The sequence below is a fragment of the Enterobacter cloacae complex sp. P29RS genome (assembly GCF_014893445.1).
Classification (GTDB): domain Bacteria; phylum Pseudomonadota; class Gammaproteobacteria; order Enterobacterales; family Enterobacteriaceae; genus Enterobacter; species Enterobacter intestinihominis.
The window spans coordinates 1-26,801 of record NZ_JADBPZ010000004.1 but is presented as its reverse complement, the minus strand read 5'-3'; the positions used below and the strand labels follow the sequence as shown (position 1 = coordinate 26,801).

At 54.4% G+C, this 26,801-nt stretch carries 29 protein-coding genes; 14 read left to right on the top strand and 15 right to left on the bottom strand.

From position 1 onward, the window contains the following. The first annotated feature begins 72 nt into the window (after positions 1-72). Positions 73-714, top strand: coding sequence for a riboflavin synthase (locus tag IM282_RS04090; RefSeq protein ID WP_038415940.1), 642 nt, complete (start codon positions 73-75; stop codon positions 712-714). Between the two features lie 30 nt (positions 715-744). On the opposite strand, the gene cfa is transcribed toward IM282_RS04090, so the two are convergent. Then, complete coding sequence (cfa, locus tag IM282_RS04085) at positions 745-1,893, bottom strand: cyclopropane fatty acyl phospholipid synthase (protein WP_038415941.1); 1,149 nt, start codon at positions 1,891-1,893, stop codon at positions 745-747. A 298-nt stretch (positions 1,894-2,191) separates the two neighbouring features. Next, positions 2,192-3,391 (bottom strand): purine nucleoside transporter PunC, encoded by a 1,200-nt coding sequence (gene punC, locus IM282_RS04080; RefSeq protein WP_038415942.1) that lies wholly within the window; start codon positions 3,389-3,391, stop codon positions 2,192-2,194. A gap of 112 nt (positions 3,392-3,503) precedes the next feature. Here punC and punR point away from each other — a divergent pair, with 112 nt between their 5' ends. Then, positions 3,504-4,415, top strand: coding sequence for a DNA-binding transcriptional activator PunR (gene punR / locus IM282_RS04075; RefSeq protein ID WP_022647895.1), 912 nt, complete (start codon positions 3,504-3,506; stop codon positions 4,413-4,415). A gap of 17 nt (positions 4,416-4,432) precedes the next feature. Here punR and purR read toward each other — a convergent pair whose 3' ends face one another. Beyond that, positions 4,433-5,458 carry an HTH-type transcriptional repressor PurR gene (gene purR / locus IM282_RS04070; protein WP_006809011.1) on the bottom strand — a complete coding sequence of 342 codons (1,026 nt, stop codon included), beginning with the start codon at positions 5,456-5,458 and terminating at the stop codon, positions 4,433-4,435. Between the two features lie 297 nt (positions 5,459-5,755). Between purR and IM282_RS04065 the strand changes: the two genes are divergently transcribed. Together IM282_RS04065 and IM282_RS04060 are read left to right on the top strand one after the other, a co-directional pair. After that, positions 5,756-5,845 carry a YnhF family membrane protein gene (locus IM282_RS04065; protein WP_003857632.1) on the top strand — a complete coding sequence of 30 codons (90 nt, stop codon included), beginning with the start codon at positions 5,756-5,758 and terminating at the stop codon, positions 5,843-5,845. A gap of 161 nt (positions 5,846-6,006) precedes the next feature. Further along, entirely contained in the window at positions 6,007-7,173 is a 1,167-nt protein-coding gene (locus IM282_RS04060; protein ID WP_155018837.1) for an MFS transporter, read from the top strand. A gap of 37 nt (positions 7,174-7,210) precedes the next feature. On the opposite strand, the gene sodB is transcribed toward IM282_RS04060, so the two are convergent. Next, positions 7,211-7,792, bottom strand: coding sequence for a superoxide dismutase [Fe] (sodB, locus tag IM282_RS04055; RefSeq protein WP_017693553.1), 582 nt, complete (start codon positions 7,790-7,792; stop codon positions 7,211-7,213). A gap of 122 nt (positions 7,793-7,914) precedes the next feature. Beyond that, on the bottom strand, positions 7,915-8,673 hold the full coding sequence (locus tag IM282_RS04050; RefSeq protein ID WP_192970166.1) for a C40 family peptidase: 759 nt from the start codon (positions 8,671-8,673) through the stop codon (positions 7,915-7,917). A 338-nt stretch (positions 8,674-9,011) separates the two neighbouring features. Between IM282_RS04050 and grxD the strand changes: the two genes are divergently transcribed. Then, a complete protein-coding gene (gene grxD, locus IM282_RS04045; RefSeq protein WP_003832760.1) occupies positions 9,012-9,359 on the top strand; it encodes a monothiol glutaredoxin 4 in 348 nt (115 codons plus the stop codon). Between the two features lie 78 nt (positions 9,360-9,437). Here grxD and rnt read toward each other — a convergent pair whose 3' ends face one another. The 5 genes from rnt to eptA all read right to left on the bottom strand — a co-directional run bounded on the left by rnt (position 9,438) and on the right by eptA (position 14,118). Beyond that, positions 9,438-10,097, bottom strand: coding sequence for a ribonuclease T (gene rnt / locus IM282_RS04040; protein WP_003857625.1), 660 nt, complete (start codon positions 10,095-10,097; stop codon positions 9,438-9,440). 96 nt (positions 10,098-10,193) lie between these two features. Continuing rightward, the gene (gloA, locus tag IM282_RS04035) at positions 10,194-10,601 is read right to left on the bottom strand and encodes a lactoylglutathione lyase (RefSeq protein WP_022647898.1); all 408 of its coding nucleotides are present in this window, start codon (positions 10,599-10,601) and stop codon (positions 10,194-10,196) included. A 99-nt stretch (positions 10,602-10,700) separates the two neighbouring features. Further along, complete coding sequence (locus tag IM282_RS04030; RefSeq protein ID WP_023299948.1) at positions 10,701-11,798, bottom strand: alkene reductase; 1,098 nt, start codon at positions 11,796-11,798, stop codon at positions 10,701-10,703. A gap of 53 nt (positions 11,799-11,851) precedes the next feature. After that, positions 11,852-12,451: a TetR/AcrR family transcriptional regulator gene (locus tag IM282_RS04025; protein ID WP_022647900.1), complete on the bottom strand. Its 600-nt coding sequence runs from the start codon at positions 12,449-12,451 to the stop codon at positions 11,852-11,854. A gap of 41 nt (positions 12,452-12,492) precedes the next feature. Then, a complete protein-coding gene (eptA, locus tag IM282_RS04020; protein WP_192970165.1) occupies positions 12,493-14,118 on the bottom strand; it encodes a phosphoethanolamine transferase EptA in 1,626 nt (541 codons plus the stop codon). 148 nt (positions 14,119-14,266) lie between these two features. On the opposite strand from eptA, the gene IM282_RS04015 reads away from it, so the two are divergent. The 3 genes from IM282_RS04015 (at position 14,267) to sodC (ending at position 16,051) form a co-directional block, all read left to right on the top strand. Then, positions 14,267-14,506, top strand: a complete 240-nt coding sequence (locus IM282_RS04015) for a DUF1289 domain-containing protein (protein ID WP_023299951.1) — start codon at positions 14,267-14,269, stop codon at positions 14,504-14,506. Positions 14,507-14,554: 48 nt separating this feature from the next. After that, positions 14,555-15,451, top strand: coding sequence for an aldo/keto reductase family oxidoreductase (locus IM282_RS04010; RefSeq protein ID WP_192970164.1), 897 nt, complete (start codon positions 14,555-14,557; stop codon positions 15,449-15,451). Between the two features lie 81 nt (positions 15,452-15,532). After that, positions 15,533-16,051 (top strand): superoxide dismutase [Cu-Zn] SodC, encoded by a 519-nt coding sequence (gene sodC / locus IM282_RS04005; RefSeq protein ID WP_022647904.1) that lies wholly within the window; start codon positions 15,533-15,535, stop codon positions 16,049-16,051. Here the strand turns inward: sodC and IM282_RS04000 are convergent. The 3 genes from IM282_RS04000 to IM282_RS03990 are packed head-to-tail and all read right to left on the bottom strand — an operon-like array spanning position 16,030 to position 19,162. Further along, positions 16,030-18,063: an FUSC family protein gene (locus IM282_RS04000; protein WP_032622268.1), complete on the bottom strand. Its 2,034-nt coding sequence runs from the start codon at positions 18,061-18,063 to the stop codon at positions 16,030-16,032. The two genes, sodC and IM282_RS04000, sit on opposite strands and share 22 nt — an antisense overlap. Further along, positions 18,063-18,923, bottom strand: coding sequence for an HlyD family secretion protein (locus IM282_RS03995; RefSeq protein WP_038417029.1), 861 nt, complete (start codon positions 18,921-18,923; stop codon positions 18,063-18,065). Before IM282_RS03995 ends, IM282_RS04000 begins: the two co-directional genes overlap by 1 nt. Positions 18,924-18,925: 2 nt before the next feature. Further along, positions 18,926-19,162 carry a DUF1656 domain-containing protein gene (locus IM282_RS03990; protein WP_022647907.1) on the bottom strand — a complete coding sequence of 79 codons (237 nt, stop codon included), beginning with the start codon at positions 19,160-19,162 and terminating at the stop codon, positions 18,926-18,928. Positions 19,163-19,349: 187 nt separating this feature from the next. Here IM282_RS03990 and slyA point away from each other — a divergent pair, with 187 nt between their 5' ends. Further along, on the top strand, positions 19,350-19,790 hold the full coding sequence (slyA, locus tag IM282_RS03985; RefSeq protein WP_032623345.1) for a transcriptional regulator SlyA: 441 nt from the start codon (positions 19,350-19,352) through the stop codon (positions 19,788-19,790). A 38-nt stretch (positions 19,791-19,828) separates the two neighbouring features. On the opposite strand, the gene IM282_RS03980 is transcribed toward slyA, so the two are convergent. Together IM282_RS03980 and slyB are read right to left on the bottom strand one after the other, a co-directional pair. Next, the gene (locus tag IM282_RS03980; RefSeq protein ID WP_063929030.1) at positions 19,829-21,190 is read right to left on the bottom strand and encodes a GGDEF domain-containing protein; all 1,362 of its coding nucleotides are present in this window, start codon (positions 21,188-21,190) and stop codon (positions 19,829-19,831) included. A 196-nt stretch (positions 21,191-21,386) separates the two neighbouring features. After that, positions 21,387-21,854 (bottom strand): outer membrane lipoprotein SlyB, encoded by a 468-nt coding sequence (slyB, locus tag IM282_RS03975; protein WP_022647910.1) that lies wholly within the window; start codon positions 21,852-21,854, stop codon positions 21,387-21,389. A 255-nt stretch (positions 21,855-22,109) separates the two neighbouring features. On the opposite strand from slyB, the gene anmK reads away from it, so the two are divergent. From anmK to pdxY, 5 genes are all read left to right on the top strand, one after another. Further along, positions 22,110-23,234: an anhydro-N-acetylmuramic acid kinase gene (anmK, locus tag IM282_RS03970; protein WP_192970163.1), complete on the top strand. Its 1,125-nt coding sequence runs from the start codon at positions 22,110-22,112 to the stop codon at positions 23,232-23,234. A gap of 93 nt (positions 23,235-23,327) precedes the next feature. Beyond that, positions 23,328-23,651: a C-type lysozyme inhibitor gene (gene mliC / locus IM282_RS03965; protein ID WP_022647912.1), complete on the top strand. Its 324-nt coding sequence runs from the start codon at positions 23,328-23,330 to the stop codon at positions 23,649-23,651. A 57-nt stretch (positions 23,652-23,708) separates the two neighbouring features. Then, positions 23,709-24,365 carry a pyridoxamine 5'-phosphate oxidase gene (gene pdxH / locus IM282_RS03960; RefSeq protein ID WP_003857601.1) on the top strand — a complete coding sequence of 219 codons (657 nt, stop codon included), beginning with the start codon at positions 23,709-23,711 and terminating at the stop codon, positions 24,363-24,365. A gap of 125 nt (positions 24,366-24,490) precedes the next feature. Beyond that, entirely contained in the window at positions 24,491-25,765 is a 1,275-nt protein-coding gene (gene tyrS, locus IM282_RS03955) for a tyrosine--tRNA ligase (RefSeq protein WP_022647913.1), read from the top strand. 66 nt (positions 25,766-25,831) lie between these two features. Further along, positions 25,832-26,692, top strand: a complete 861-nt coding sequence (pdxY, locus tag IM282_RS03950; protein ID WP_192970162.1) for a pyridoxal kinase PdxY — start codon at positions 25,832-25,834, stop codon at positions 26,690-26,692. The last annotated feature ends 109 nt before the right edge of the window (positions 26,693-26,801 follow it).

The window sequence follows — 26,801 nt, the reverse complement described above, 5'->3', positions numbered from 1 at the left end:
TGTTTTTTCAACTGTTATTGTGGTGGGATTATACGGTGTCATCGCCGTTCGGAATGAACAGGAGCTGTAAGCATGTTTACTGGTATTGTGCAGGGCACTGCCAAAGTGGTGTCCATTGATGAAAAACCGAATTTCCGCACTCACGTAGTTGAGCTGCCTGAATATATGCTCGACGGCATTGAAACCGGGGCGTCGATAGCGCATAACGGCTGCTGCCTGACGGTGACCGAAATTAACGGTAACCAGATAAGCTTTGATTTAATGAAAGAGACGCTGCGCATCACTAACCTGGGTGAGCTGGTGGTGGGGGATACCGTCAACGTTGAACGTGCGGCGAAATTCTGCGATGAGATTGGCGGGCATCTGATGTCGGGCCATATTATGACCACCGCAGAAGTGGCGAAAATCGTGACCTCGGAAAATAACCGTCAAATCTGGTTTAAGGTGCAGGATCCGTCATTAATGAAATACATCCTTTATAAAGGATTTATTGGCATCGATGGGATTAGTCTGACCGTCGGTGAAGTGACGCCAACGCGTTTTTGCGTGCATTTAATTCCTGAAACGCTGCAACGTACTACGCTTGGCGCAAAAAAACTGGGGCAGCGCGTAAATATCGAAATTGATCCGCAGACCCAGGCGGTCGTGGATACCGTTGAGCGCGTGCTGGCGGCGAAAGAGGCGGCGATAATAAAGGCCGTGGAAGAAGAATAAAAAATAACCCCGGGTAACCGGGGTTATTTTTCAGCGGGCCACGCGCAGGCCGTGCTCAATCCCACGACTAAACACCACCTGCCACAGCTGTATATCCCGCGCGCGGAACGCACCCGCGCAGGCATTCAGATAATAGCTAAACATCCGTTTGAATCGTTCCGAATAGTTGTCGGCGATTTCAGGCCATGCAGCCTGGAAACGTTCATGCCAGGCCATCAGCGTGGTGTCGTAATCTGCGCCGAAGTTATGCCAGTCTTCCACAATAAAATGCGGTTCGCTGGCGTTCGCAATCTGGCGAACAGAGGGTAAACAACCATTCGGGAAGATATATTTGTTGATCCAGGGATCCACATTGTTATCGGTGCGTTTAGAGCCGATGGTGTGTAGCAGGAAAATTCCATCAGGCTTCAGGTTATGGTCGGCGACGTCGAAATAAGTCTTGTAGTTCTTTGGCCCCACGTGCTCGAACATACCCACGGAAACAATCCGATCAAACTGCTCATTCAGGTCGCGGTAATCCTGAAGCCGAATATCGACATCCAGACCCAGACACCGTTCCTGTGCCATCTTCTGCTGTTCAGATGAAATCGTGACGCCGACTACGCTGACACCGTAATGTTTCGCCATAAACCAGGCAAGGCCGCCCCAACCACAGCCGATGTCCAGCACGCGCATGCCGGGCTGCAACTGCAACTTATCGCAAATCAGCTGTAGCTTATCCTGCTGCGCCTCTTCCAGGGTTGTCGCTTTTTTCCAGTATCCGCAGGAGTACTGCATTAACGGGTCAAGCATACGGCTGAAAAGATCGTTGCCCAGGTCATAATGCTCTTTACCGACGATCCACGCGCGCTTTTTACTTTGCAGATTGAACAGGCGGGCGGAGGCGATACGTAACGTATCTTTGAAATGACGAGGGAGCTGATTTTCAAGACCGGCGCGTAAAACGCTGGAGAAGAACATATCCAGCCGCTCACACTCCCACCAGCCGTCCATATAGCTTTCACCCAGCCCTAACGATCCCTCCTGTAACACGCGTTTGAAAAAATCGGGATGTTTAATCTGGGGGTCGGAGGGGGATGAGCCATTAATCGTAATGCCCGCACGTCCCAACAGTTCACTGACGATCCGGGACCAGTTATCGTCCGGAACGCTGACTTCTTCTATACACGATGAACTCATAGCTTCTCCATCACCTTGCTGTGATCAGAACCTTAAAACAGCGTAGACGCTTTTTTGGTTTGTGAGAAATCTCACGGTAAATGCCCGCGAGGCTAATATCCGACGTAGAACAGAGGAAGGGAGATAACCCTTGCCGAAATGCCTTCCATGGTAAAACGGGAGCGCTCCGGCTCCCGTTAACACTTAATATTTATCGTATTTAATCGAACCAAATTCAGTATAGGCCGCAAAATTTGGTGATTCAACAGAAAATTGTTAGCAACCTAATCACTGGTTTTTAACATAGTTTCCCGCGTAATCAGGCGTGCGACGTTTCTGTGTGCGCGTTTTCACTCTGCTCGCGATGGGCGGAGGACTGCATGCGATAACCCAATCCTGCCAGCACAACGGTGACCAGCATCACGCTGGTGGTGGTGAGCAGCGGGGTTGCAATCAGCGCAGAGACCACGAGACTTGCCAGGAAGCACAGGCCAAGTTGCAGGGTATTTTGCAGCGCGGCAGCGCGGCCTGTCGCCTGCGGGAATGGACGCAGCGCCTGGGCTACAACGATAGGGTAGATGGCCCCGTTAGCGATCGCCATGACGCAGAACGGAATCAAAATTTCTGCAAGCCCGGCGCCGGGAATAAAGCCGACAGCCCAGGTCGCAATCACGCTTAGCGCATACAGCACCAGCAGCCAGGGCAGCATCTGCTGGCCTTCCCATTTTTGCAGCGCGGCGCGACAGCCATAGCCACCCACCAGGAAGGCGATGGTCTGTGGTACATAGCTCAGGCCGATAGCCGCCGGGCTGTAGCCCATGTCATGCAAAATGAACGGCGAACCGGTCAGCCAGGCAAAGAAGCTGGCAGAGCAGGCGGCATAAATCAGCACGTTACCGCGATAGGCTTTCGACCGCAGTAAAGAGGTAAAGGTGATGGGCTTCGCGTCCGGATGCGTCTCTTTTTTATGCGCAGGTTTAAGCCCGAACGCGGGCAGCATCAGGACCAGCGTGATCGCAAAGAGCGTGGCGAAAATGGCCTGCCAGTCGAAATGCGCCAGGATCCAGCTGCCCAGCAGCGGAGCGAGCGCCGGAGACAGGCCGACCAGCGGCATGATGGTGGCGAAAATGCGGTTAGTGCGTGAGGCGGGGTAGTAATCGGTCACCAGCGCCTGCCAGGTGACCGCTGCGGCACAGACGCCGACCGCCTGAATAAAGCGCAACACCAATAACCAGGCGGCATCGCGGACCCACAGCATGCCCAGACAGCCTACGGCAAAAATCGCCAGTCCCAGCAACAGAACGGGCTTACGGCCAAAACGATCAGAGAGCGGTCCCCAGAGTAGTTGCGCAAAAGCAAAACCTGCAAGGAATAAACTCAAACTGGCGCTGATGGCGGCGGCAGGAGTTTGCAAATCTTCCTGCATCGCGGCGAAGGCGGGCAGATACATGTCGGTCGCCAAAAAGCCCAGCACGCTTAAGCCGCCGAGCCAGACTAAAAATCCTTTCCTGGGTTGCACTTTTTTTCTCCTGAGGAGGCAGGTGTACGTTGGCGCAGAGTGTAGGGAGTGCAAAGCGGCTTGTGAAACGCTAATATTTGGTGGGTGCATTCAAAAAATTTGCAGGCTAAAGATGTGGTCAGATTATTCCCTTGAAGTGGTTGATGCCGTGGCGCGTAACGGCAGCTTTACTGGTGCCGCCCAGGAGTTGCACCGCGTTCCCTCGGCTATCAGCTATACGGTGCGCCAGCTGGAAGCGTGGCTGGCAGTCCCGCTGTTCGAGCGGCGTCATCGCGACGTGGAGCTCACGCCTGCCGGCGCGTGGTTTTTGAAGGAAGGTCGGTCTGTTATCAAAAAAATGCAGATCACCCGTGAGCAGTGCCAGCAGATCGCCAACGGCTGGCGCGGGCATCTCGCTATCGCGGTGGATAACATCGTTAAGCCGGAACGGACCCGGCAAATGATCGTCGATTTCTATCGTCATTTTTCCGACGTCGAACTGCGTGTGTCGCAGGAAGTGTTCAACGGCGTATGGGATGCGCTGGCGGACGGCAGGGCGGAGATGGCGATTGGTGCAACCCAGGCGATCCCGGTTGGCGGGCGCTACGCGTTTCGCGACATGGGCATGCTGAGCTGGACCTGCGTGGTCGCGCGCGATCACCCGCTGGCGGCGCTGGACGGGCCGCTGAGTGATGACACCTTACGCAACTGGCCCTCGCTGGTGCTGGAAGATACCTCCCGCTCGCTGCCCAAGCGCATTACCTGGCTGCTGGATAATCAGCGCCGCGTGGTTGCGCCGGACTGGGAGTCGTCAGCCACCTGTCTGAGCGCGGGGCTGTGCGTTGGCATGGTGCCGGTGCATTTTGCGCGCCCGCGCATCGACGCGGGAGAGTGGGTGGCTCTGACGCTGGAAAACCCTTTCCCGGATGCTGCATGCTGTCTGACGTGGCAGCAAAACGACGTCTCGCCCGCCATGGCCTGGCTGCTGGATTATCTGGGAGACAGCGAAACGCTGAACCGGGAGTGGTTGCGGGGACCAGCGTAGCTGGCCCCGTAAAGAGATTAACGTCGGTAGTCGCGGAACGGACCGTCGGCAACGGAACGGCGTTCAATCAGGCGCGGGTGGACTTCAATGGACTGGGACTGTTCTCGCTTGTTGACGATCCTGTCCATCAGCATATTGAAGGCCGTTTCACCCAGCGAATCTTTCGGCTGGTGAATGGTGGTCAGCGCCGGGGTAAAGAAACGGGCGTTGCGAACGTTATCATAGCCGATCACCGAGATGTCCTGCGGAACGCGCAGGCCGAGTTCATCCGCCGCGCAGAGCGCGCCCATTGCCATGATATCGCCGCCGCAGAACACAGCGGTAGGGCGATGCGGCTGGGAGACGATCTGCTGCATGGCGCGATAGCCCGACTCCGGCTCGAAATCGCCCTGGACAATCCAGTTTTCTGGCACGGTAATCAGCGCCTCTTCCATCGCTTTCATGAAACCGGCCAGACGGCCAGCACCGGTGTTACGCTCCAGCGGGCCCGGGATCACGCCAATTTCACGATGCCCGCGTTCTACCAGATAACGCCCGGCCATGTAGCCGCCTTCAAAGGCGTTATCAATAACAGAGTCGGTGAAGTCTGCGCGCGCCTCGCCCCAGTCCATCACTACCATCGGAATGTGGCGATACTCTTCCAGCATGGAAAGCACCGACTCAGGGTATTCAGAACACATGACCAGCAGGCCGTCGACGCGCTTTTGCGCCATCATCGACAGGTAAGCGCGCTGTTTTTCAATGTTGTTCCACGCGTTGCCCAGAATCAGGGTATAGCCTTTCTGAAAGCAGTTTTTTTCAACGGCTTCGATGATTTCAGCAAAGTAAGCCGCTTCACTGCTGGTGGCCAGCAGGCCAATCGATTTGGTGTGATTAACCTTCAGGCTACGGGCGACCGCACTTGGCGAGTAGTGCAGTTCTTTGATTGCCGCCCAAACGGCATTACGCGTCTCTTCTGCGACGAAACGCGTTTTGTTAATAACATGTGATACGGTTGTAGTGGAAACGTTTGCGCGTTTTGCTACGTCTTTAATTGTTGCCATTAAATGTCACTCCAGACCATATCCTAAGCTCCTGAAAAAAATGAAGGTAAACGTTTGCCTTCTCTCACCCTTATTACGCAAACATGAGTTGCGACACGCCGGGAAAACGACACAGGACGTCAGGAGGGGGTCAGTGGCCGGTACGCTAATAAATTTAGCGTGGAATTTTGTCCTATCTTGATGAAAAGGGGAAGAGGTAAAGTGGATATCCGTTTAAATCCTGGAAGATTTTTGACCTGAACTGTGTAAAAATGAGCAAGCTCACTTTTCGTAGGGTGAATAAAAGGAGAAAAATTGATGAGTACCGATCTGAAGTTTTCGCTGTTTACCACCATTGTTGTTCTTGCCCTGATTGTTGCGGGTGGTTTAACCGCTGCGCTGCACTGATTCAGGAGGGGGGAGAGTCTTCTCCCTCTCTTGCCGCTATTGTTACCTCTCCGGCAAAAATCTTTTGCCAAAATGTTAACTTCTCATTTTTTGTGATTGATGTCATGCTTTTGCCTTCTTTGTTCTGTGCCGGGTAACGGCACGGTATCCGGAGTCTTTTCATGAAAATCAATTTTCCCCTGCTGGCCCTGGCGATTGGCGCCTTTGGGATTGGCACCACTGAATTCTCCCCGATGGGGTTATTGCCTGTTATCGCCCGGGGTGTGGACGTCTCTATCCCTGCGGCCGGTATGTTGATTAGCGCCTATGCGATCGGCGTGATGGTGGGCGCACCGCTGATGACGCTGCTGCTTTCGCACCGCGCGCGACGCAATGCGCTGATTTTCCTGATGGCAATTTTTACTCTCGGAAATGTGCTTTCCGCGATTTCGCCGGATTACACCACGCTGATGCTTTCCCGTATTCTGACCAGCCTGAACCACGGCGCTTTCTTCGGGCTGGGCTCGGTTGTTGCCGCAAGCGTAGTGCCAAAACATAAGCAGGCCAGCGCGGTAGCCACTATGTTTATGGGCCTCACTATCGCTAATATCGGCGGCGTTCCCGCTGCCACCTGGCTCGGAGAAGCCATCGGCTGGCGTATGTCTTTCCTCGCAACCGCCGGACTGGGCGTGGTCGCGATGGTCGCGCTGTTCTTCTCGCTGCCGAAAGGAAGTGCGGGAGAACGTCCGGAAGTACGTAAAGAGCTGGCGGTGCTGATGCGTCCTCAGGTGTTGTCCGCGCTGCTCACCACGGTGCTGGGGGCAGGGGCGATGTTTACGCTCTACACCTATATCTCCCCGGTGCTGCACGACATAACCCACGCAACGCCACTCTTTGTTACCGCGATGCTGGTGCTGATTGGTGTCGGGTTCTCGATTGGCAACTATCTCGGCGGGAAATTTGCCGACCGCTCCGTCAGCGGGACGCTGAAAGGTTTTTTAACTCTGCTCATTGTCATCATGGTGGCGATCCCGTGGCTGGCGCGTAACGAAGTGGGCGCCGCGGTTGCCATGGTGGTGTGGGGCGCCGCAACCTTTGCCGTGGTGCCGCCGTTGCAGATGCGCGTGATGCGCGTTGCGCATGAGGCGCCGGGGCTCTCATCATCCGTGAATATCGGTGCGTTTAACCTGGGAAATGCGCTGGGAGCCGCAGCGGGTGGGGGGGTGATTTCGGGTGGTTTGGGTTACAGCTTTGTGCCGGTGATGGGGGCGATCATTGCCGCACTCGGCTTGCTGCTGGTGTTGATGTCCGGGCGTAAACAGCCAGAAGCGGTGTGTACGGCGGAATAAATAAAAACGCAGAAGGGTTGCCCCTTCTGCGTGTCCCTTATGCGGCGAAGTTCTTCGCAACAAATTCCCAGTTAACCAGTGCCCAGAAATGTTCCAGGTAGTTCGGGCGCGCATTACGGTAATCAATGTAATAGGCGTGTTCCCATACGTCCACGGTCATCAGCGGCGTTGCGCTGGTGGTCAGAGGGGTACCCGCATTAGAAGTGGAAACGATAGCCAGTTTGCCATCAGCCTCTTTTACCAGCCAGGTCCAGCCGGAGCCAAAGTTTTTAACGGCTGCGTCAGTAAATTTCGCTTTGAAATCCGCGAAACTGCCGAACGCGGCGTTAATCGCTGCGGCCAGCTCACCGGTAGGTTCTCCGCCTGCATTTGGAGCCAGGCAGTGCCAGTAGAAGGTGTGGTTCCACACCTGGGCGGCGTTGTTGAATACGCCACCGTCTGAACTGCGCACAATCTCTTCCAGCGTTTTGCCTTCAAAATCGGTGCCCTTGATCAGGTTATTCAGGTTGGTGACATAGGTCTGGTGATGCTTGCCGTAATGGTACTCCAGGGTTTCCGCAGAAATGTGCGGAGCCAGGGCGTCTTTTGCATACGGTAGTGCAGGTAATTCGAACGACATTGCTACTCTCCTTATAGTTTTATACGTTGCCAATAACCCTACAGACAACAAGGACAGAATAGCAAATTGAAAGGGTATGCAAAAGAGGAACTTACCCCGCCACGGAGGCGGCAGGGCAGGGTCTAGCGAATGGTTTTTGGCGTCATCACTCGGCGCGCACCCACATAGTGGCGCACCCAGTAATCTTCACTGAGGGAGGTGATCTGAATGTCCTGACCGCTGCGCGGTGACTGGATAAATTTACCGTTACCCACATACACCCCAACGTGATCGGCCGTGCCGCGTCCCTGGGTGCGGAAGAACACCAGGTCGCCATTTTGCAGTTCGCCACGGTTTACAGGCGCGGCGTCGCGCAGATGGTACATCTCATTGGCGGTGCGCGGAATGCGAAACTTCACCAGATCTTTATAGGCATAATAAACCAGCCCACTACAGTCAAAACCGGTGCGCGGAGAGGTGCCACCCCAGCGATATGGTTTACCTATTTGCCCCATCAATTTATTCATCGCCGTTTTTTGCGCTTTTTGCATACGCGCTTTATGCACGTCAGCCAGCTTCGTCACTTTTGCGCATTTCGTTTTATGGCCTTTGCGCAAGGTGCATTTATCATTCACCAGGCTGGCGGTCGTGCGGGTGGTTTTGTGCGTGCCGGAACGGAGAGTTTTGGTTTTACTGGAGGCGGTCTTTTTGGTGTGAGCGGTGGTTTTCTTCTTTACTGTTTTGCTGGTGGTTTTTTTCTTACGTTCTGTGGTTTTTGCCAGATGCGTTTTTTGTACAGCAGAATGCCGCGCCTGTTCGGAGGCGTTCGCCGCTGGCGTAAATGAGAGTGTGGTAAACAGTAAAGCACAGAGCGTCATCGAGATTTTAGTTATCCGCGCCACTGGGCAGTCCCCTGATAAGTGCGAGCCAAAATACATACCCGCATGAGATTTACAAAACCAGTCGATTCTAATCCATAAAATCGGAATAAGTTAATAGCATTTTTCATTCAAAAAATGTGTTTCGTTAGCAAGTGCAAAAAAATTCACCATTCTGTCGCACTCTTGTTCGCTCCTTAAGCAAAACCGCACGGCGCGCAGCCTTAAACGTCATTATCAATGCAACTTTACGCGATAGCGGATAAAATAATGAGACGTGACAAAAATGTTATTTTCCGATGTCGGCCTGACCCGCTACAATGTCAGACTGATGCCGTAACAGAAGTTAAAGGAAGCAAGACATGAGCACCACTATTGAAAAAATTCAGCGCCAGATCGCTGAAAACCCGATTCTCCTGTACATGAAAGGTTCTCCGAAGCTGCCAAGCTGCGGCTTCTCCGCGCAAGCGGTTCAGGCGCTGTCCGCCTGTGGTGAGCGTTTTGCTTACGTTGATATCCTGCAAAACCCGGACATCCGCGCTGAGCTGCCAAAATACGCAAACTGGCCGACCTTCCCACAGCTGTGGGTTGACGGTGAACTGGTTGGCGGCTGTGATATTCTGATTGAAATGTATCAGCGCGGCGAACTGCAACAGCTGATCAAAGAGACTGCGGCGAAGTATAAAACCGAAGAGCCGGACGCAGAATAAGTTTTCTGCGGATATAAAAAAGCGACCACATTATGTTGGTCGCTTTTTTTTGTCCTGTGGGGCTGTTGATTACCCAGTCTACGATTGAAGATCGGCCTCGTCGCCCATCGGCAGCGGCCAGCCACCCAGACGTTTCCAGCGGTTGACGATCTCACAGAACAGCTCCGCCGTACGCTCGGTATCGTATAACGCGGAATGCGCCTGAGTGCCGTCAAACGCAATACCCGCCGTGATGCAGGCTTTAGAGAGCACGGTTTGCCCCAGCGCCAGGCCGCTCAGCGCGGCGGTGTCGAAGGTCACAAACGGATGGAATGGATTACGCTTTAGCGAGGCGCGCTCGGCGGCAGCCATGGTGAAGCTGTGATCGAACGTAGCGTTGTGGGCCACCATGATGGCGCGGCTACAGTCATTCTCTTTCATGCCCTTGCGCACCATTTTGAAAATGGCGTGCAGCGCCTCGTATTCGCTTACCGCCCCGCGCAGCGGGTTTGTCGGATCGATACCGTTAAAGGCCAGCGCCTCTGGCTGTAAGTTTGCCCCTTCAAAGGGTTCAACGTGGAAATGCAGCGTGGTGTCCGGTACAAGCCAGCCCTGTTCATCCATCTTCAGCGTGATGGCGGCAATTTCAAGCAGCGCATCGGTTTTAGCGTTAAATCCGGCTGTTTCTACATCAATGACAACGGGATAAAAACCACGAAAACGGTCGCACAGACCGGTAAATTGAGCGTTATCGGACATCAGGGTCTCTTACAAGGGGGAAAAAGCAGTGCGCATTATGGCAAATTTTGAGAGGGGATGCAGCAAAACAACGGGCGCATAGTGCGCCCTGCGGGATCAATTGCCCAGACCGCGACCAGCGTCTTTAGCTTCGATCAGTTCGATTTTATACCCGTCCGGATCTTCAACAAACGCAATCACGGTGGTGCCGCCTTTAACCGGACCGGCTTCACGGGTGACGTTACCGCCATTGCTGCGGATACGTTCGCAGGCTTCAGCCGCATTATCCACTTCCAGCGCGATGTGGCCGTAAGCCGTACCCAGCTCGTAGCTGTCCACGCCCCAGTTGTAGGTCAGCTCGATGACCGCTTCTTCAGATTCCGGGCCGTAACCGACAAACGCCAGAGAGTATTTATATTCCGGATTTTCGCTGGTGCGCAGCAGCTTCATGCCCAGAACGTTAGTGTAGAAATCGATGGAACGTTGCAGGTCGCCAACGCGCAGCATGGTGTGAAGTAGGCGCATAATTTCCTCATTAACCAGTGGAATGGATTATCTTTTTGAACAGAAACGATGTTTTAGTATAGCGGCGAAAGGTCGCCGCTATCAATGTACAAAGCGGGATTACAGTGAAGGGTAGTCGGTATAACCTTCCGCGCCGCCGCCATAGAAGCTTTCAGGGCGCTGCGGGTTCAGTTCGGCTTTCTTCTGCAAACGGGCAACCAGATCCGGGTTAGCAATGTAATCACGGCCAAAGGCCACGGCGTCGATCAGACCTTTACCGATCAGATCCTCGGCTTTCTCTGCCGTATAAGCGCCCGCCCCGATAATCACGCCGTGGAAGCGCTCGCGAACTTTCTGGCGGAAGGCTTCGCTGTAGGGCTTGCCGCCTGCCCAGTCCGGCTCGGACATGTGCAGATACGCGATACCGCGTTTAGCCAGCTCTTCAATCAGATACAGCGCATCCGCTTCTTCGTTCGGACCGTTGTCGACGTTCTGGAAGGTACCAATTGGGGAAACTCGAATACCAATGCGATCTGCGCTCCACTCATTACACACGGCATCTACCACTTCAAGCACCAGACGCGCGCGGTTTTCAACGCTGCCGCCGTACTGGTCGGTACGCTGATTGGAAGACGGTGACAGGAACTGGTGCAGCAGGTAGCCGTGCGCAGAGTGCAGCTCAACCAGGTCGAAGCCCGCTTCACGGGCGTTGGCGACGGCCTGACGGAAATCATTCACGATACCCGGGATCTCGTCCAGCTCAAGCGCGCGTGGCGTGGTGGTGTCGACGCGAATAGCATTACCGTTTTCATCGCGCAGGGAAGTGCGGGTATTCGCATTCAGGGCAGAGGCAGAAACGGGCGCCTGACCGCCAGGCTGGATGCTGCTGTGCGAGATACGACCGGTGTGCCACAGCTGAACCGCAATACGGCCATCTTCAGCATGAACGCCTGCGGTGATTTTTTTCCACGCGGCGATCTGTTCCGGGCTGTGCAGACCCGGCGCACCGGCGTAGCCTTTGGCCTGGGCAGAAATCTGCGTGGCTTCGGAAATAATCAGGCCCGAGCTGGCGCGCTGACGGTAATACTCACCCATCAATGGCGTTGGGATATCTCCCGGCTCGATGCTGCGCAGACGGGTAAGTGGGGCCATAAACACGCGGTTTGGGGCAGTAACGGCACCCACTTTCAGTGGGGTAAATAGCTTTTCAGCGGACATAATGGCTCCTGAGTAGACCAGTCGACTAGTAAAAGGGTAAATAAAAACGCCGGCTACACGCCAGGCGCGGTAATACAGTTTTTCACATGCGCCAGCGCGCTTTCGAGCGGCACGGCGCTGCGAGACATTTTTGCCTGCAGGTTGGCGCCTAACCAGAGGGAATAGAGCACCTGTGCCTGCGTGAGCGGATCGCCGGAGAAGGAGAGCGTTGTTTCATCGCGGCCTTTTTCCAGCGCCTGAGCCAGCAGAGCGATTACGCCGCTGGCCCCTTTATCCATGGCGGTGCGCATATCTTCGGAGAGATCGCACACTTCGGCAGACAGTTTTACCGTCAGGCAGCCGCTGATGATGCCCTGCTGACAGAACTGCGTCAGCGTTTCCTGATAGTAGTTCAGAACACGATCCCGGTAGTCACCTTCGCCGCTGGCGAAGTGGGCTGCCAGGCGCTGATGGTAGCTGGCGTAGTGCCGCTCCAGCATGGCTACGCCAAACGCCTCTTTGGATCGAAAATAGTGATAAAACGATCCCTTAGGCACTTCAGCGGTTTTTAATAACTCACTCAGCCCCATACCGGTAAACCCGCGATGCATGCAAAGGCGCTCGCCGGTAGCCAGCAAATGTTCTCGTGTATCGTGTTCTGTATGTCTGCTCATGCTCTTACTCTAATAGACCGTTCGGTCTAATGCAAGCCCGCTTAGCGACGACATTGCGACAAAATATCCAGCTGCGGCTGATAAACCACTGATTTCACGTCCATCATGCCCAGAACCGTGGCAAACAAATTGTCCTGTGAAACTGCCTCTTTTGCAGCATGGTTACGCAGGCAATCCGTGTTTACGCCGAAGTTTTTCGCATAGTCCGGGGAGAGCCAGAACATAAACGGAATATGCGTTTGCTGCTCCGGGGCCAGCATATACGGCGTACCGTGCAGGTAAATTCCGCTTTCGCCCACCGATTCGCCGTGATCGGAGAGGTAAATGAGCGCTGTGTTCATACTGGCCTGCCGGGCTTTTAGCGCGTCGATGGTTCGGCTGAGCACGCTATCGGTATACAGAATCGAGTTGTCATAGGTATTGATCAGCGACTGATGATCGCAATCCTGAATTTCATTGGTATCGCAGGTTGGGGTGAATTTCCGGAAGCGGTCCGGGTAACGGTTGTAATAAGCCGGACCGTGGCTGCCCATCAGGTGTATCACCAGTACGGTATCCTGCTTTATTCCGTCCAGCACGTTGTCCAGGCGGTACAGGTTGACGTCGTCGATACAGGATTTGTCCTTACAGAACTGATCCAGTTTCCACTGGGTCATATCCGTGTGCGGCACGCGGTCGCAGGCACCTTTACACCCGCCGTCATTGTCGCGCCACAGCAGGTTGAACCCGGCGTGGTTAAGCACATCGAGCAGTCCTTCCTGATGATGGGCGAGGTCCGCGTCATATTTTTTTCGCGTCATGCCGGAGAACATACAGGGGACGGAAACGGCGGTTTCCGTGCCACAGGAGGAGGCCTGTGGGAAGTTGATGACATCCCGCTTTTTCAGCTCGGGGTTGGTTTCACGTGGGTAACCATTTAACGAATAGTTTGCAGCGCGGGAGGCTTCACCCACCACCAGAACCAGCACGGTTTTCTTACGTTGGCCGGAAATCAGCGCCCCTTTATGGGCATCCTCGCCAATGCGGACCAGCGTCTGGTCGCCAGCAAACCAGCGCATTTTGCTGTACTTCACAACGGCGCTCACGTAGTTCGCCGGAGTGACCATTTTGACGATGCTTTTGTTATTGCGGAACAGCGAAGCATAATCTTTATAGAACACTGCCGCGACGAGAATGATCACCAGCAGCGCACCCAGTATAGCGGCGAAACGTGTTAGCAGGGCATACCACCATTTTCCGGTTCGAATGCGCGTCAGGGCTAAGATGACGGAAGGGACCAGACCCGCGACGGCCAGCCACAGGATCAGCTGCGGCGTTACCAGGGCTGTCGCTTCTTGGGAGTTAGTCTCAAACACGTTCACAATCATGTTTTGATCGATAACCGCGCCATAGGTGTACATAAACCAGGTCGCGGCGGCGCATCCTATGGTCAGGGCAATCATGAGCGGCTTGCGAATAAAGGGAATATTCAGCAGGCTAAAAACAATGACCCAGCCGCAGAACAGAACCAGCGGCACACTGGCGGCAAAAAGCACGTCGTGCAGACGGGCAGGTGCGATAATTGACCAGCTGCGCTGGATAAACAGCGCATTGAACACGGTGAAGAAAAGCGCACAGGCGAGGGTAAATTTCGTATCATTACAGTGTAACTTTTTAGTGAGCCACATGATGACCAGACCATTCGTTATATCAATGCGGCGAGTATAAGAAGGGAAGATTAGCGAAACCTTAATGCCCTGTTTGTGACGGACACTCCTTGCATGCAGGCCATTTAGGGTCTTCACTGTAGGGAATAATGACGTTCTGGAGGTAGGTGTGGCAGAGCAACTGGAATTTTTCCCTGTCCAGAGCCCGTGCCGGGGTATTTGCCAGGTTGATGAACGAGGATACTGCCGTGGCTGCATGCGCACACGCGATGAACGTTTTAACTGGCAAAATTTCAGCGACGCGCAAAAGCAGGAGGTCTTACGGCTCTGCCGACAACGTCTGCTGCGCAAAATTCGTGCAAACAAAGCGGTTGAAACCGAAGAACCTCAGCAACCTTCACTGTTTTAGCAGGGTAATTGCGTATACTGGTGACATGACTTCCTTGAGGAAAATGTTATGGTTCAGCGTATTACCCTTGCCCCGCAGGGCCCGGAATTCTCCCGATTCGTTATGGGCTACTGGCGCCTTATGGACTGGAATATGTCTCCGGTCCAGCTGGTGGACTTTATAGAAGAGCATCTCGATCTCGGGATCACCACCGTCGATCACGCTGATATTTATGGCGGCTATCAGTGCGAGGCCGCTTTTGGCGAAGCGCTGAAGCGTGCGCCAGCGCTGCGTGAACGTATGGAGATTGTGACCAAATGCGGTATTGCCACCACAGCAAAACCGGAGCATGCACTTGGGCATTACATCACTGACAGCGCGCATATCGTTAAAAGCGCCGAGCAGTCACTGGTCAACCTGGCCACCGATCGTATCGACCTGCTGCTGATCCACCGTCCCGATCCATTGATGGATGCGGATGAGGTTGCGGAAGCGTTCCTGACGCTACACCAGAGCGGCAAAGTGCGTCATTTTGGCGTGTCTAACTTCACCCCGGCACAGTTTGCGCTATTGCAGTCTCGCCTGCCGTTTACGCTGGCGACGAATCAGGTGGAGATTTCGCCTGTTCACCAGCCGCTGCTGCTGGACGGAACGCTCGATCAGCTGCAACAGTTACGCATTCGTCCGATGGCCTGGTCTTGTCTCGGCGGCGGTCGCCTGTTTAACGATGAGGCCTTCCAGCCGCTGCGTAACGAGCTTGAAACCGTGGCCCGCGAACTGAATGCGGAAAGCATCGAGCAGGTGGTTTACGCCTGGATCCTGCGCCTGCCGTCTAAACCGCTGCCAATTATCGGCTCCGGCAAAATTGAGCGCGTACGCGCTGCGCTGGTGGCTGAAGAGCTGGATATGACGCGTCAGCAGTGGTTCCGCATCCGCAAGGCGGCGCTGGGCTACGACGTACCCTGAGCACGCCTGAACCTGACTTTCCGGTGAAATCTGCGCCGCTGGTATAAACTTAAGGTGCAAAAAATAACCCGTGGAGGTCTTATGAAGCGTTTTGCTCTGGCAGTGGTCACGCTGGTTGTTTGCGCAGGAGCGCAGGCAGCCAGCGAAGAAGTTGAAATGAATCTCGTCACTTCTCAGGGAGTAGGCCAGTCCATCGGGACGGTGAAAATCACCGAAACCGATAAAGGGCTGGAATTTGCTCCCGATCTCAAGGCCCTTCCACCCGGTGAACATGGTTTTCACGTTCATGCCAAAGGCAGCTGTCAACCTGCAATGAAAGAGGGGAAACCTTCAGCCGCTGAGGCCGCTGGGGGGCATCTGGATCCGCACAACTCTGGTAAGCATGAAGGCCCGGAAGGTATGGGGCACCTCGGCGATCTGCCGGTGCTGGTGGTGAATAACGACGGTAAAGCCACCGATCCGGTTGTTGCGCCCCGGCTGAAAAAGATTGACGAGGTCAAAGGCAAGGCGCTGATGGTCCATGTGGGCGGCGATAACATGTCCGATCAACCTAAACCGCTTGGCGGCGGCGGGGCGCGCTATGCCTGCGGGGTGATCTGATCGCCAATTGTTCCGGGTGGCGGCGCCTGTTCAAGCTGTGACAGGGAGCAGTGCAGCCGCCAGATAATGGACGCCAGATCGCGGGCCGCAGGCTGATGGTGGTGCGCCAGAGCGTCGCAAATACGCTGAAGCTCGGCGAGCGTGACGCTCAGGGGGCGTTGCTGAACTCCGCGCTCGCTCATCACATCGCGAAGCATGGAAATACAATTATCGCGGACCTGCGAAAGCGGGTCGGAACGCGTCTCCCAGGCACGCAGCTGCCACACCACGTGCGAACAGTTCAGCAGCACCACGCCCCAGCGCAGTAGCCAGCGACGGGAGAGGGAATCCTGGCTGTTGTTCAGCTGGCTGACATGATGGTAAACCAGCGATTCATACTCGCTTTCACGCAGATGCGGCCTACGGCTCAGTTGATCGACAAAACCCCTGCGCAGCTCACGAATATGCCTGCGGCTTTTACGCGCATCCGAGCCCGGGCGTAGCACGGCGAAAGCCAGCCACGCCAGCCCCACGCCGAGGATCTTCGCCAGGTTATCGTTGAGAAAATCAGCGTAATCGTAAACCGGAGGATTCGTTACAGAGATAAATGAGCCCATAAAAACAATCAACTGCCCCCACAGACCGGCCAGTTTTGGCATTTGCAGTTTGAGCAACTGCATGGTGGTTAATAGCGGGAAGAGAAACAGCAGAAATTGCCAGAGGTCGGTTATCTGCACCATCAAACCAAATTTCACCACGAAGCTGAACAGCGACAGCAGTACCAGCGTACGCAGCAGAAGCGTCAGGGAATTAAACGGGGAAGCTGCGACGGAATAGAGCACGCAGCTGATTGCCGCAAGCGTCAGGGCTGCACTGCCCGCATCCCATTGGGTGGTGATGGCCCATGCGCCCACGGCCGTCAACGCGCAAAACGTACGAAAACCGCTCCACAGCGCCTCCATTGCGTCGGTATGGCGTGCCAGAGCTGGGCTACCGGGAACGGAAAATTCGGTGACGGGCGTGGCATTTTCGACGGCTTTTAACCAGCGGCTGCTGCGCAGATACAGGCGGCAGAAATAGTTCAGACGCTGCCAGAATGCGCGGTGCCGGTAATCATATTCATCCGTTGGGGCGAGCGGCGCGATAATGCGGGCCACGGTATAGATATCGGCATCCGGACGCGCAAGGGCGGCGAGCAGCGCCTCGATAACTTCCCGGGTATGGGCTGGCGGCGCAGGCCAGTTCAGCAACATCCGGCGAAGGCTTGAGATCGCACTCGTCATCCGCAATTGCTGGTGCAGTAAATAGTTCAGGAGCGTGTTCTGGCGACGAAAACGGTAGTGGCTCCAGAATGCCTGGATGCGTAACAGGTTCATGGTCAGGATCTGGCCGATGACCTTTTCGTGTGCTAGACGGATGTTATCGCTGCTATCAGGCTGCCAGAGCAGGCTGGCATGTTCCAGCAAACGCGCGTGCATCGTTTTAAGGGCGGTGATAAGCGTAGTGCCATCCGAGGTGCTGGGCAGGATCATCATCATGACGCCGCCGCACAGAATGCCGACCATCACTTCACATACGCGTGCCTGGGCGATGTCCCATAGCTCGGTGGTATCCAGCACGTTGACGACCGGAAAGGCGATAATGGCTGCGGTGTAACCTGCCAGTTGAAACGCGTACGCAACGTTGTTGGTAAAATGGGCGCAGGCCCAGGTGCACAGCCCCAGCCATGCCGACATGCTTAACAGAAAGAGCCAGGGATCGTTCAGGGTATGGCCGGCAAGAAGCAGTGCAGCGGTCGCACCCAGCAGGCTACCCGCCACGCGCCCGAGGCTTTTACTGATAACGCCCCCGACGGTAGGGAAGCTGACGACCGCCGCAGAGGTCATCGCCCAGTAAGGCTCATCCAGATTCAGATAATAGGCAACCGTAAGCGCAAGGCACATGGCGATGCCGTTACGCAGCGCGTAACGCCACTGCGGCCGTGTCGCTTTTATCCACGGCGTATTGCGCCAGGAGAAAGCTCCCAGGTTCATCATCGCGATCCGATGGCGACGGTGCAGGTTGTGCCAGAGACCAGAGTAATGTCTTTCGGCAGTTGCTCTAACTCGACGCGAACAGGCACCCGCTGAGCCAGACGCACCCACGGTACGTTGGGTTTGATGTCAGGCACCAGACCAGAATCGGTTTCCACGCTCTGATCGTAAATTGCCCGACCTATGCTACTAACGTGACCCTGTAACTTTTCTGCACCGCTGTAAAGCGTGATCCGGGCAGGCGCACCCTCGCGGATATGCCGCAGCTTGGTCTCTTCAAAATAACCTACAACATAGAAAGAGTGGCTATCTACCAGGGCAAAGACCGGCTGGCCTGTGGTGGCGTAATCCCCCACACGGGTCGACAGGCTCGTGATCCATCCATCCACCGGAGCTTTGACAACGGTCTGGGTCAGTTGCCACTCGGCCTGTTTCAGCGTTGCCTCTGCAACCTTCAGGCTGGCCTGCATGGCTTTTACATTGATATTGGCGGTATCGAGATCTTCCGCAGAGATGTAATTCCTCGACAGATGTCGGCGACGTTCGGCTTCGTTATTGGCTTTTGCCAGATCTGATTGAGCTTTTGCGAGCTGCGCCTGGGCATTGAGCACCGCAATGTGGAAAGGGGTCTCATCGATGCGGAATAACACATCGCCCGCATGAACGAACTGGTTGTCCTTCACCAGCAGCGCGCTGATACTGCCGGACACCTGTGGCGTGATGCTGACCTGTTCTGCGCGGATCTTGCCGTCACGCGTCCAGGGCGACTGCATGTAATAATTCCAGAGCCACCAGCCGGCCATAAGCGCCAGCGCTAAAACGAAAAGAGTGGAAAAATATTTTAACGTTTTCAATGCTATTCTCACCACACGGTTAACACGGCAAGGCCAAGACAGACGGAAAGGGTAAACAGGGAGAGATCCATTAACATCGGGTGCCAGATTTCACCGGAATACATCCAGTCGCGCAGCAGACGATGCGCAATGAGCCAGATCACAAAACCGACCATCACGGCTTTAAACAGTGGCGGAAAGTAGACCGATGCGCCGACAATCAGATCCTGGAGGGGCAACCCTGCGGAGAGGGAAAAGAACGTCACAAGCAGTGATCCTTTGCAGTGGGGTGAGGGCCACAATGGCATATTTCAATGCGATGGCGCATTACCGTTCAGTGTAAATCATCCTTTCAGGAATGATGAATACCGTGATTGCATTTGTTTTGGCAATACAAATACTGCAAACTATTCTAAAATCACTATAATCACTTAGCAAGCTAATTATAAGGAGATGAAATTGGAATCGCCATTAGGTTCTGATCTGGCAAGGTTGGTACGCATCTGGCGTGCTCTGATTGACCATCGCCTGAAACCTCTGGAACTCACGCAGACGCACTGGGTTACGCTGCATAACATTCATCAGCTCCCGCCCGACCAGTCACAGATCCAACTGGCAAAAGCGATTGGCATTGAGCAGCCGTCACTGGTGCGCACTCTTGACCAACTGGAAGAGAAGGGACTTATCTCCCGACAAACCTGCGCCAGCGACCGTCGCGCCAAGCGGATCAAATTGACGGAAAAAGCGGCCCCGATTATTACTGAGATGGAAGCTGTCATCAGTAAAACGCGTGGGGAGATCCTTGAAGGTATTTCCCCCGCTGAGCTGGAGATGCTGATAGGACTCATCGCCCGTCTTGAGCAGAACATCCACGATCTGCAGTCTCGCGACTGACCGAACGTAAAGGCCTTGCGAAATCAAGGCCTTTCTTATTATCTGAACACCACCACCCGGTTGCGCCCCGTCTCTTTTGCCTCATACATGGCTTTATCCGCGCTCTCCACGCAGGTTTCCGCACTGGTTTCCGGCGAGGTTGCGGTGAATACGCCCATGCTGATGGTAATGGGTTCCGGCAGATGACCGCCGCTGCTGGCTTTATCAAACCCGCTCAGCTTGAGGCGAATGCGCTCGGCCACCTGCCGCGCGGCGTCTGAAGGGGTATTTGTCAGCATCAACACAAACTCTTCACCACCGATTCGGGCCGCGATATCCTGGGGGCGCACGGAATCCGTCAGCAGATTAGAGACGAACTGTAATACCTTATCGCCCTGCAAATGCCCGTAACAGTCGTTGATACGCTTGAAACGGTCAAGGTCGCTTACTACCACCGATACCGGGTGTGCCTCCGTTACAGTGCTGAGGGCGTAGTTTAATGAATCATAAAAATAGCTGCGATTATAAAGACGGGTAAGCGGGTCGCGGATTGAATTTTGATACGACTGCTGGTATTTGACGTGCGAGTCACGATACAAATTAAAGACGTCGGAAAGCAAAATGAAAATAATCATTAATGTCGCGACAGTTTCGAATAACCGGGCGCGGTACCATGAAACATCTTCTACGTATCCGCCTAACAACAGCATTAACAGCGTGACGACATAACAGACGCATAAAAAATTGCCGCCCGCCCAGAACAAATTTCTTATCCGGGTCACGACCATCAGGGTGATTAATGTGACAACCCAAAGAATGACCAAAATGATGTTGATGGTCTGGCTCCAGAGAATCATGAACTGCCGGGTTTCATTATCCACAAGATCCAGGGTTAACGTCGTGGAATGGCTGGAATAGAACCACGCCAGCCAAAGCATGCAGCCCGTAAAGAGAGCCGATCCGACAACAATACCGATGTGGGTGCTTCGTGAAAGGGGGGAAACGCGAAGCGTATAAAGTAAGGCTGAGGCCATCATGAGCACCGCCATTAAGAGGTGTCGGAACATATAAAAGATCATCGCGTCATTATAGTTCGCCTCGTTGAACTGATAGAGATCCAGCCAACCTGGAAAACTGGATAGCGTACCCACCATCAGCAGTGCTGAACCGGCAAAGGCTGACGCAATCGGAACGAGATATAGCCGTTTTTTATCACACCAGTATTTCATTGCCATAAAACAGGCGATAAACAGATGGAATACCAGAAGAAAAATAGTGAGCGTAGGGAAAAATAGCGGAGAGAATGAAGGAACCCATTCAACAAGTTTTATAAAACAACCTTGTAACACGGCAATGATAAAAATGCACCCAAGTGCAAAGGCCACAAAGCGGTTCATTACAAATCGACAGTTCGCAAGCATAGAATGTTAAAAAATTAAAAAGAGGAAAAAGAGAATCAGACGAGTCTAAAGGAGGGAAATAAAAAATACTTTGCGCAGGAACAATATCAGAGGGAATTAATTATACGCCGTGTGAATGTATTTTTATAAATACATTTTTTAAAATGATAGTTTTTGTAAATGGATGCGGCCCGAAAGGACCGCATCCGTCGGGATATTAACGCGGGGAGACGGTGACCTGGCTACCGTTGCTTGCCAGTACAACACGCTGGCCTGCAGAGAAGCGAGTATTACCCTGTTTCTGCACAACCATAATGGTGCTGCCATCGTCTTTACGGATTTCCAGCTCAACGCCCTGAGTTTTGTTCATCGCACCCTGAACGCCCTGACCCGCTACGCCGCCTGCAACTGCGCCTGCTGCGGTAGCCAGAGAGCGACCGGTGCCGCCACCAATGGTGTTACCCAGGAAACCACCCAGCACAGCACCACCGATTGCGCCCACGACGTTCGTGTCATCACCACCCTGAATCTGAACAGGACGGGCATTAACGATAGTACCGTAGGTCACGTTCTGTACCTGTTTAGCTTCAGAAGCACTATATACGTCGCCGGAGAGTGAATTGTCGTTCACACAACCCGCCAGTGTTAAACCAATCAGCGAAACGCCCAGTACACGTAAAATCATTTGACTCTCCTGTTCACCAAAAAACGCCCGGTTGGGGCATCCGTTATGGCTAAATTATATGGCATTCCTGACCACAGTTCATATCTTTGCATGCCGAATAGATAAATTTTACCTGAACAGGGCTTAACGGGACATAAACAAAAATCGTCTGTGCTACAGGTCTGAGATTGTTAAAAAATATTATCACCGGATAGCAAAGCAGCGTTATTTATGATGGAGTGGTTGCACTTAGCCCATGTAACGTAAGGAAAGCGCATGAAATCGGGTCGCTATATCGGTGTGATGTCTGGTACCAGTCTTGACGGTGTGGATGTCGTTCTGGCCGCCATTGATGAAAACATGGTGGCGCAGCAGGCAAGCCTGACCTGGCCTATTCCGGTCTCGTTAAAAGAAGAGATCCTGAGCATCTGCCAGGGGCAACAGCTGACGCTTTCCCAACTGGGCCAACTGGATGTGCGTCTGGGGGCGCTGTTTGCTGATGCGGTATTGGCCCTGATGCAGCAAGAAAGACTTCATCCGCAGGATGTCGTGGCAATAGGTTGCCATGGGCAGACCGTCTGGCATGAACCTGTCGGCGAGGCGCCGCACACGATGCAAATTGGCGATAATAACCAGATTGTGGCAAAAACCGGCGTGACGGTGGTGGGGGATTTCCGTCGTCGCGATATGGCCCTCGGCGGGCAGGGGGCGCCGCTGGTTCCGGCATTTCATCAGGCGCTGCTGGCGCACTCGGTGGAGCGCAGAATGGTTCTGAACATTGGCGGGATTGCCAACCTGTCAATGCTCATTCCCGGGCAGCCCGTGCGTGGATACGATACCGGGCCCGGTAATATGCTGATGGATGCCTGGATCTGGCGTCAGAACGGTAAACCCTACGACAAAGACGCGCAGTGGGCCAGCCAGGGGAAAGTGATCCTTCCCTTGCTGCAAGCCCTGTTAAGCGATCCATTCTTTGCCCTGCCCGCGCCGAAAAGCACGGGGCGAGAGTATTTCAACTACGGCTGGCTTGAACGTCATCTGGCACGCTTCCCCGGCCTTGCGCCTCAGGATGTGCAGGCTACGCTGACTGAGCTTACCGCCGTGTCGATTTCTGAACAGGTGTTGCTCAGCGGCGGGTGCGAGCGTCTGCTGGTATGCGGAGGCGGAAGCCGCAACCCGCTCCTGATGGCACGCCTCGCCGCCCTGCTGCCGGGCACCGAAGTCACGACCACTGACGAAGCCGGGATCAGCGGAGACGACATGGAAGCGCTGGCCTTCGCCTGGCTTGCCTGGCGTACGGTTGCCGGTCTGCCCGGGAATTTACCCTCCGTAACCGGTGCGCGGGAGGCGAGCGTCCTCGGTGCTATTTTCCCGGCAAATCCGCGCCATAATCAGAGTTAACTGAAATTCAGCGGGAGGCATAACCCGTAAAATAGGGAAAAACAGGAGGGCGGTTAGGCCCTCCAGGACCAGGATAGTCTTCGGAATCTGCCCATGAAAAAACTTCTTCTCATTGCTGTACCTTTTCTTATGACCGGATGCAGCGTCTATAACCAGTTCGTTGAGCGTATGCAAACCGATACGCTGGAATATCGTTGTGATGAAAAACCGCTGACGGTGAAGCTGAACAACACTCGCCAGGAAGCAAGCTTTGTTTATGACAATAAGTTGTTGACGCTGAAGCAGGGGATGTCCGCCTCCGGGGCGCGTTACACGGATGGGATCTACGTCTTCTGGTCAAAAGGTGACAGCGCCACCGTCTATAAGCGAGACCGCATTGTGCTGAACAATTGTCAGCTGGAAAATCCGAAGCGTTGAGATTTTTGAAGGGGGCGCGCACAATAGCGCCACCCAACCTCACTTTCAGCTAACGCCATGTCAGATAACGACGAACTACAGCAAATTGCGCATCTGCGCCGTGAATACACCAAAGGCGGTCTGCGCCGCCAGGATCTTCCCGCCGAACCGCTGGTGCTTTTTGAACGCTGGCTGAAACAGGCCTGCGAAGCGAAACTGGCCGACCCGACGGCGATGGTCGTTGCCACGGTTGATGAAAACGGTCAGCCGTATCAACGCATCGTTCTTCTTAAGCATTATGACGAGAAAGGGCTGGTGTTCTACACCAACCTTGGTAGTCGTAAAGCGCATCACCTGGAAAATAATCCGCGTATTAGCCTGCTCTTCCCGTGGCATATGCTTGAGCGCCAGGTGATGGTTACCGGCAAGGCAGAGCGCCTCTCTACGCTCGAAGTGGTGAAATATTTCCACAGCCGACCGCGCGACAGTCAGATTGGCGCCTGGGTTTCTAAACAGTCCAGCCGAATCTCGGCCCGCGGCGTACTTGAAAGTAAATTCCTCGAACTCAAACAGAAGTTTCAGCAGGGTGAAGTGCCGCTGCCGAGTTTCTGGGGCGGGTTCCGCATCCCCATTGAGCAGATGGAATTCTGGCAGGGCGGTGAGCACCGCCTGCACGACCGCTTTTTATACCAGCGCGACAACGGTGGCTGGAAAATAGACCGACTGGCACCGTAATCCCCAAAATTTGTTGATTTAAGCGCTAGCGCACACCGCGCTGGCGCTTTATTCTATGGTCCTTTCGCATCAGGCGAAAAGTCGTGTACCGGCAAAGGTGCAGTCGTTTATACATGGAGAATTTGATGGCAAGCAGTAACTTGATTAAACAATTGCAAGAGCGGGGCCTGGTGGCCCAGGTGACGGACGAGGAAGCGTTAGCAGAGCGACTGGCGCAAGGCCCGATCGCGCTCTATTGCGGCTTCGATCCCACCGCTGACAGCTTGCATTTGGGGCATCTTGTTCCATTGTTATGCCTGAAACGCTTCCAGATGGCGGGTCATAAGCCTGTTGCCCTGGTTGGCGGTGCGACTGGTCTGATTGGCGACCCAAGTTTCAAAGCCGCTGAGCGTAAGCTGAATACCGAAGACACCGTGCAGGAGTGGGTGGATAAGATCCGTAAACAGGTTGCACCGTTCCTGGATTTCAACTGTGGTGACAACGCTGCGATTGCGGCGAACAACTACGACTGGTTTGGTGGCATGAACGTGCTGACGTTCCTGCGTGACATCGGCAAACACTTCTCTGTTAACCAGATGATTAACAAAGAAGCGGTCAAGCAGCGTCTTAACCGTGACGATCAGGGTATCTCTTTCACCGAGTTCTCCTACAACCTGTTGCAGGGGTATGACTTCGCCTGCCTGAACAAGCTGCACGGCGTGTCGCTGCAAATTGGCGGTTCTGACCAGTGGGGTAACATCACCTCCGGTATCGATCTGACCCGTCGTCTTCACCAGAATCAGGTGTTTGGTCTGACCGTGCCGCTGATCACCAAAGCAGACGGTACCAAGTTTGGTAAAACCGAAGGCGGCGCAGTATGGCTGGATCCGAAGAAAACCAGCCCGTACAAATTCTACCAGTTCTGGATCAACACGGCGGATGCCGATGTTTATCGCTTCCTGAAATTCTTCACCTTTATGGATATCGAAGAAATCAATGCGCTGGAAGAAGAAGACAAGAACAGCGGTAAAGCACCGCGCGCCCAGTATGTGCTGGCCGACGAAGTGACTAAACTGGTTCACGGTGAAGAAGGTCTGGCAGCGGCGAAACGCATTACGGCGAGCCTGTTCAACGGGACCCTGAGCGATTTAAGCGAAGCGGACTTCGAACAGCTTGCTCAGGATGGCGTGCCGATGGTGGAGATGGAAAAAGGCGCCGATCTGATGCAGGCGCTGGTGGACTCCGAGCTCCAGCCGTCTCGCGGTCAGGCGCGTAAAACCATCGCCTCTAACGCGATCACCATTAATGGCGAAAAACAGGCCGATCCGGAATACACCTTTACCGAGAACGACCGTCTCTATGGTCGCTACACGCTGCTGCGTCGCGGTAAGAAAAATTACTGCCTGGTCTGCTGGAAGTAATTAAAAGTACGCAGGGGCGTGGGAAACCACGCCCCTTTTGTTTTGACAGGGTTTGGTAAGTACAACATGAAGAACATCCTCGCCATTCAGTCCCACGTTGTTTTTGGACATGCTGGCAACAGCGCTGCGGAATTCCCGATGCGCCGCCTCGGGGCCAACGTCTGGCCCCTCAATACCGTTCAGTTCTCGAATCACACCCAGTACGGTAAATGGACCGGCTGCGTGATGCCGCCGTCGCATCTGACGGAGATCGTTCAGGGGATTGCGGATATCGACCAGCTTAAACGCTGCGATGCCGTACTGAGCGGTTATCTGGGTTCGGCGGAGCAGGGGGAACATATCCTCGGCATTGTGCGCCAGGTGAAAGCGGCAAACCCCGCGGCGAAATATTTCTGCGATCCGGTGATGGGGCATCCGGAAAAAGGCTGCATCGTCGCGCCGGGCGTTGCGGAGTTTCATGTCCGTCATGCATTGCCCGCCAGCGATATTATTGCGCCAAATCTGATTGAACTTGAGATCCTGTGCGAGCATCCGGTCAACAGTGTAGAAGAGGCTGTACGCGCCTCTCGCGAGCTCCTCGCCCAGGGGCCAGAGATTGTGCTGGTTAAGCACCTGGCACGCGCAGGGTTGAGCCAGGACCGTTTTGAAATGCTGTTGGTGACGAAGGATGAAGCCTGGCACATCAGTCGACCGCTGGTGGATTTCGGTACTCGTCAGCCTGTCGGGGTTGGGGATGTGACCAGCGGTTTGCTGCTGGTGAAGCTATTGCAGGGCACGAGCCTGCGCGATGCGCTGGAGCACGTAACCGCAGCCGTTTATGAAATCATGATTGCGACGAAGACGATGCAGGAATATGAGCTCCAGGTGGTCGCGGCGCAGGATCGCATCGCGAAGCCCGAGCATTATTTCAGCGCAACCCAATTGTAAGAGCAGGGATAGTGTAGGCCGGGTAAGCGCAGGGTATGAACCGGAAACATGGGTAACACTTTAGACCGGATACATGGGTAACAGTTATAACTGGCATAGAAGAGGAGAC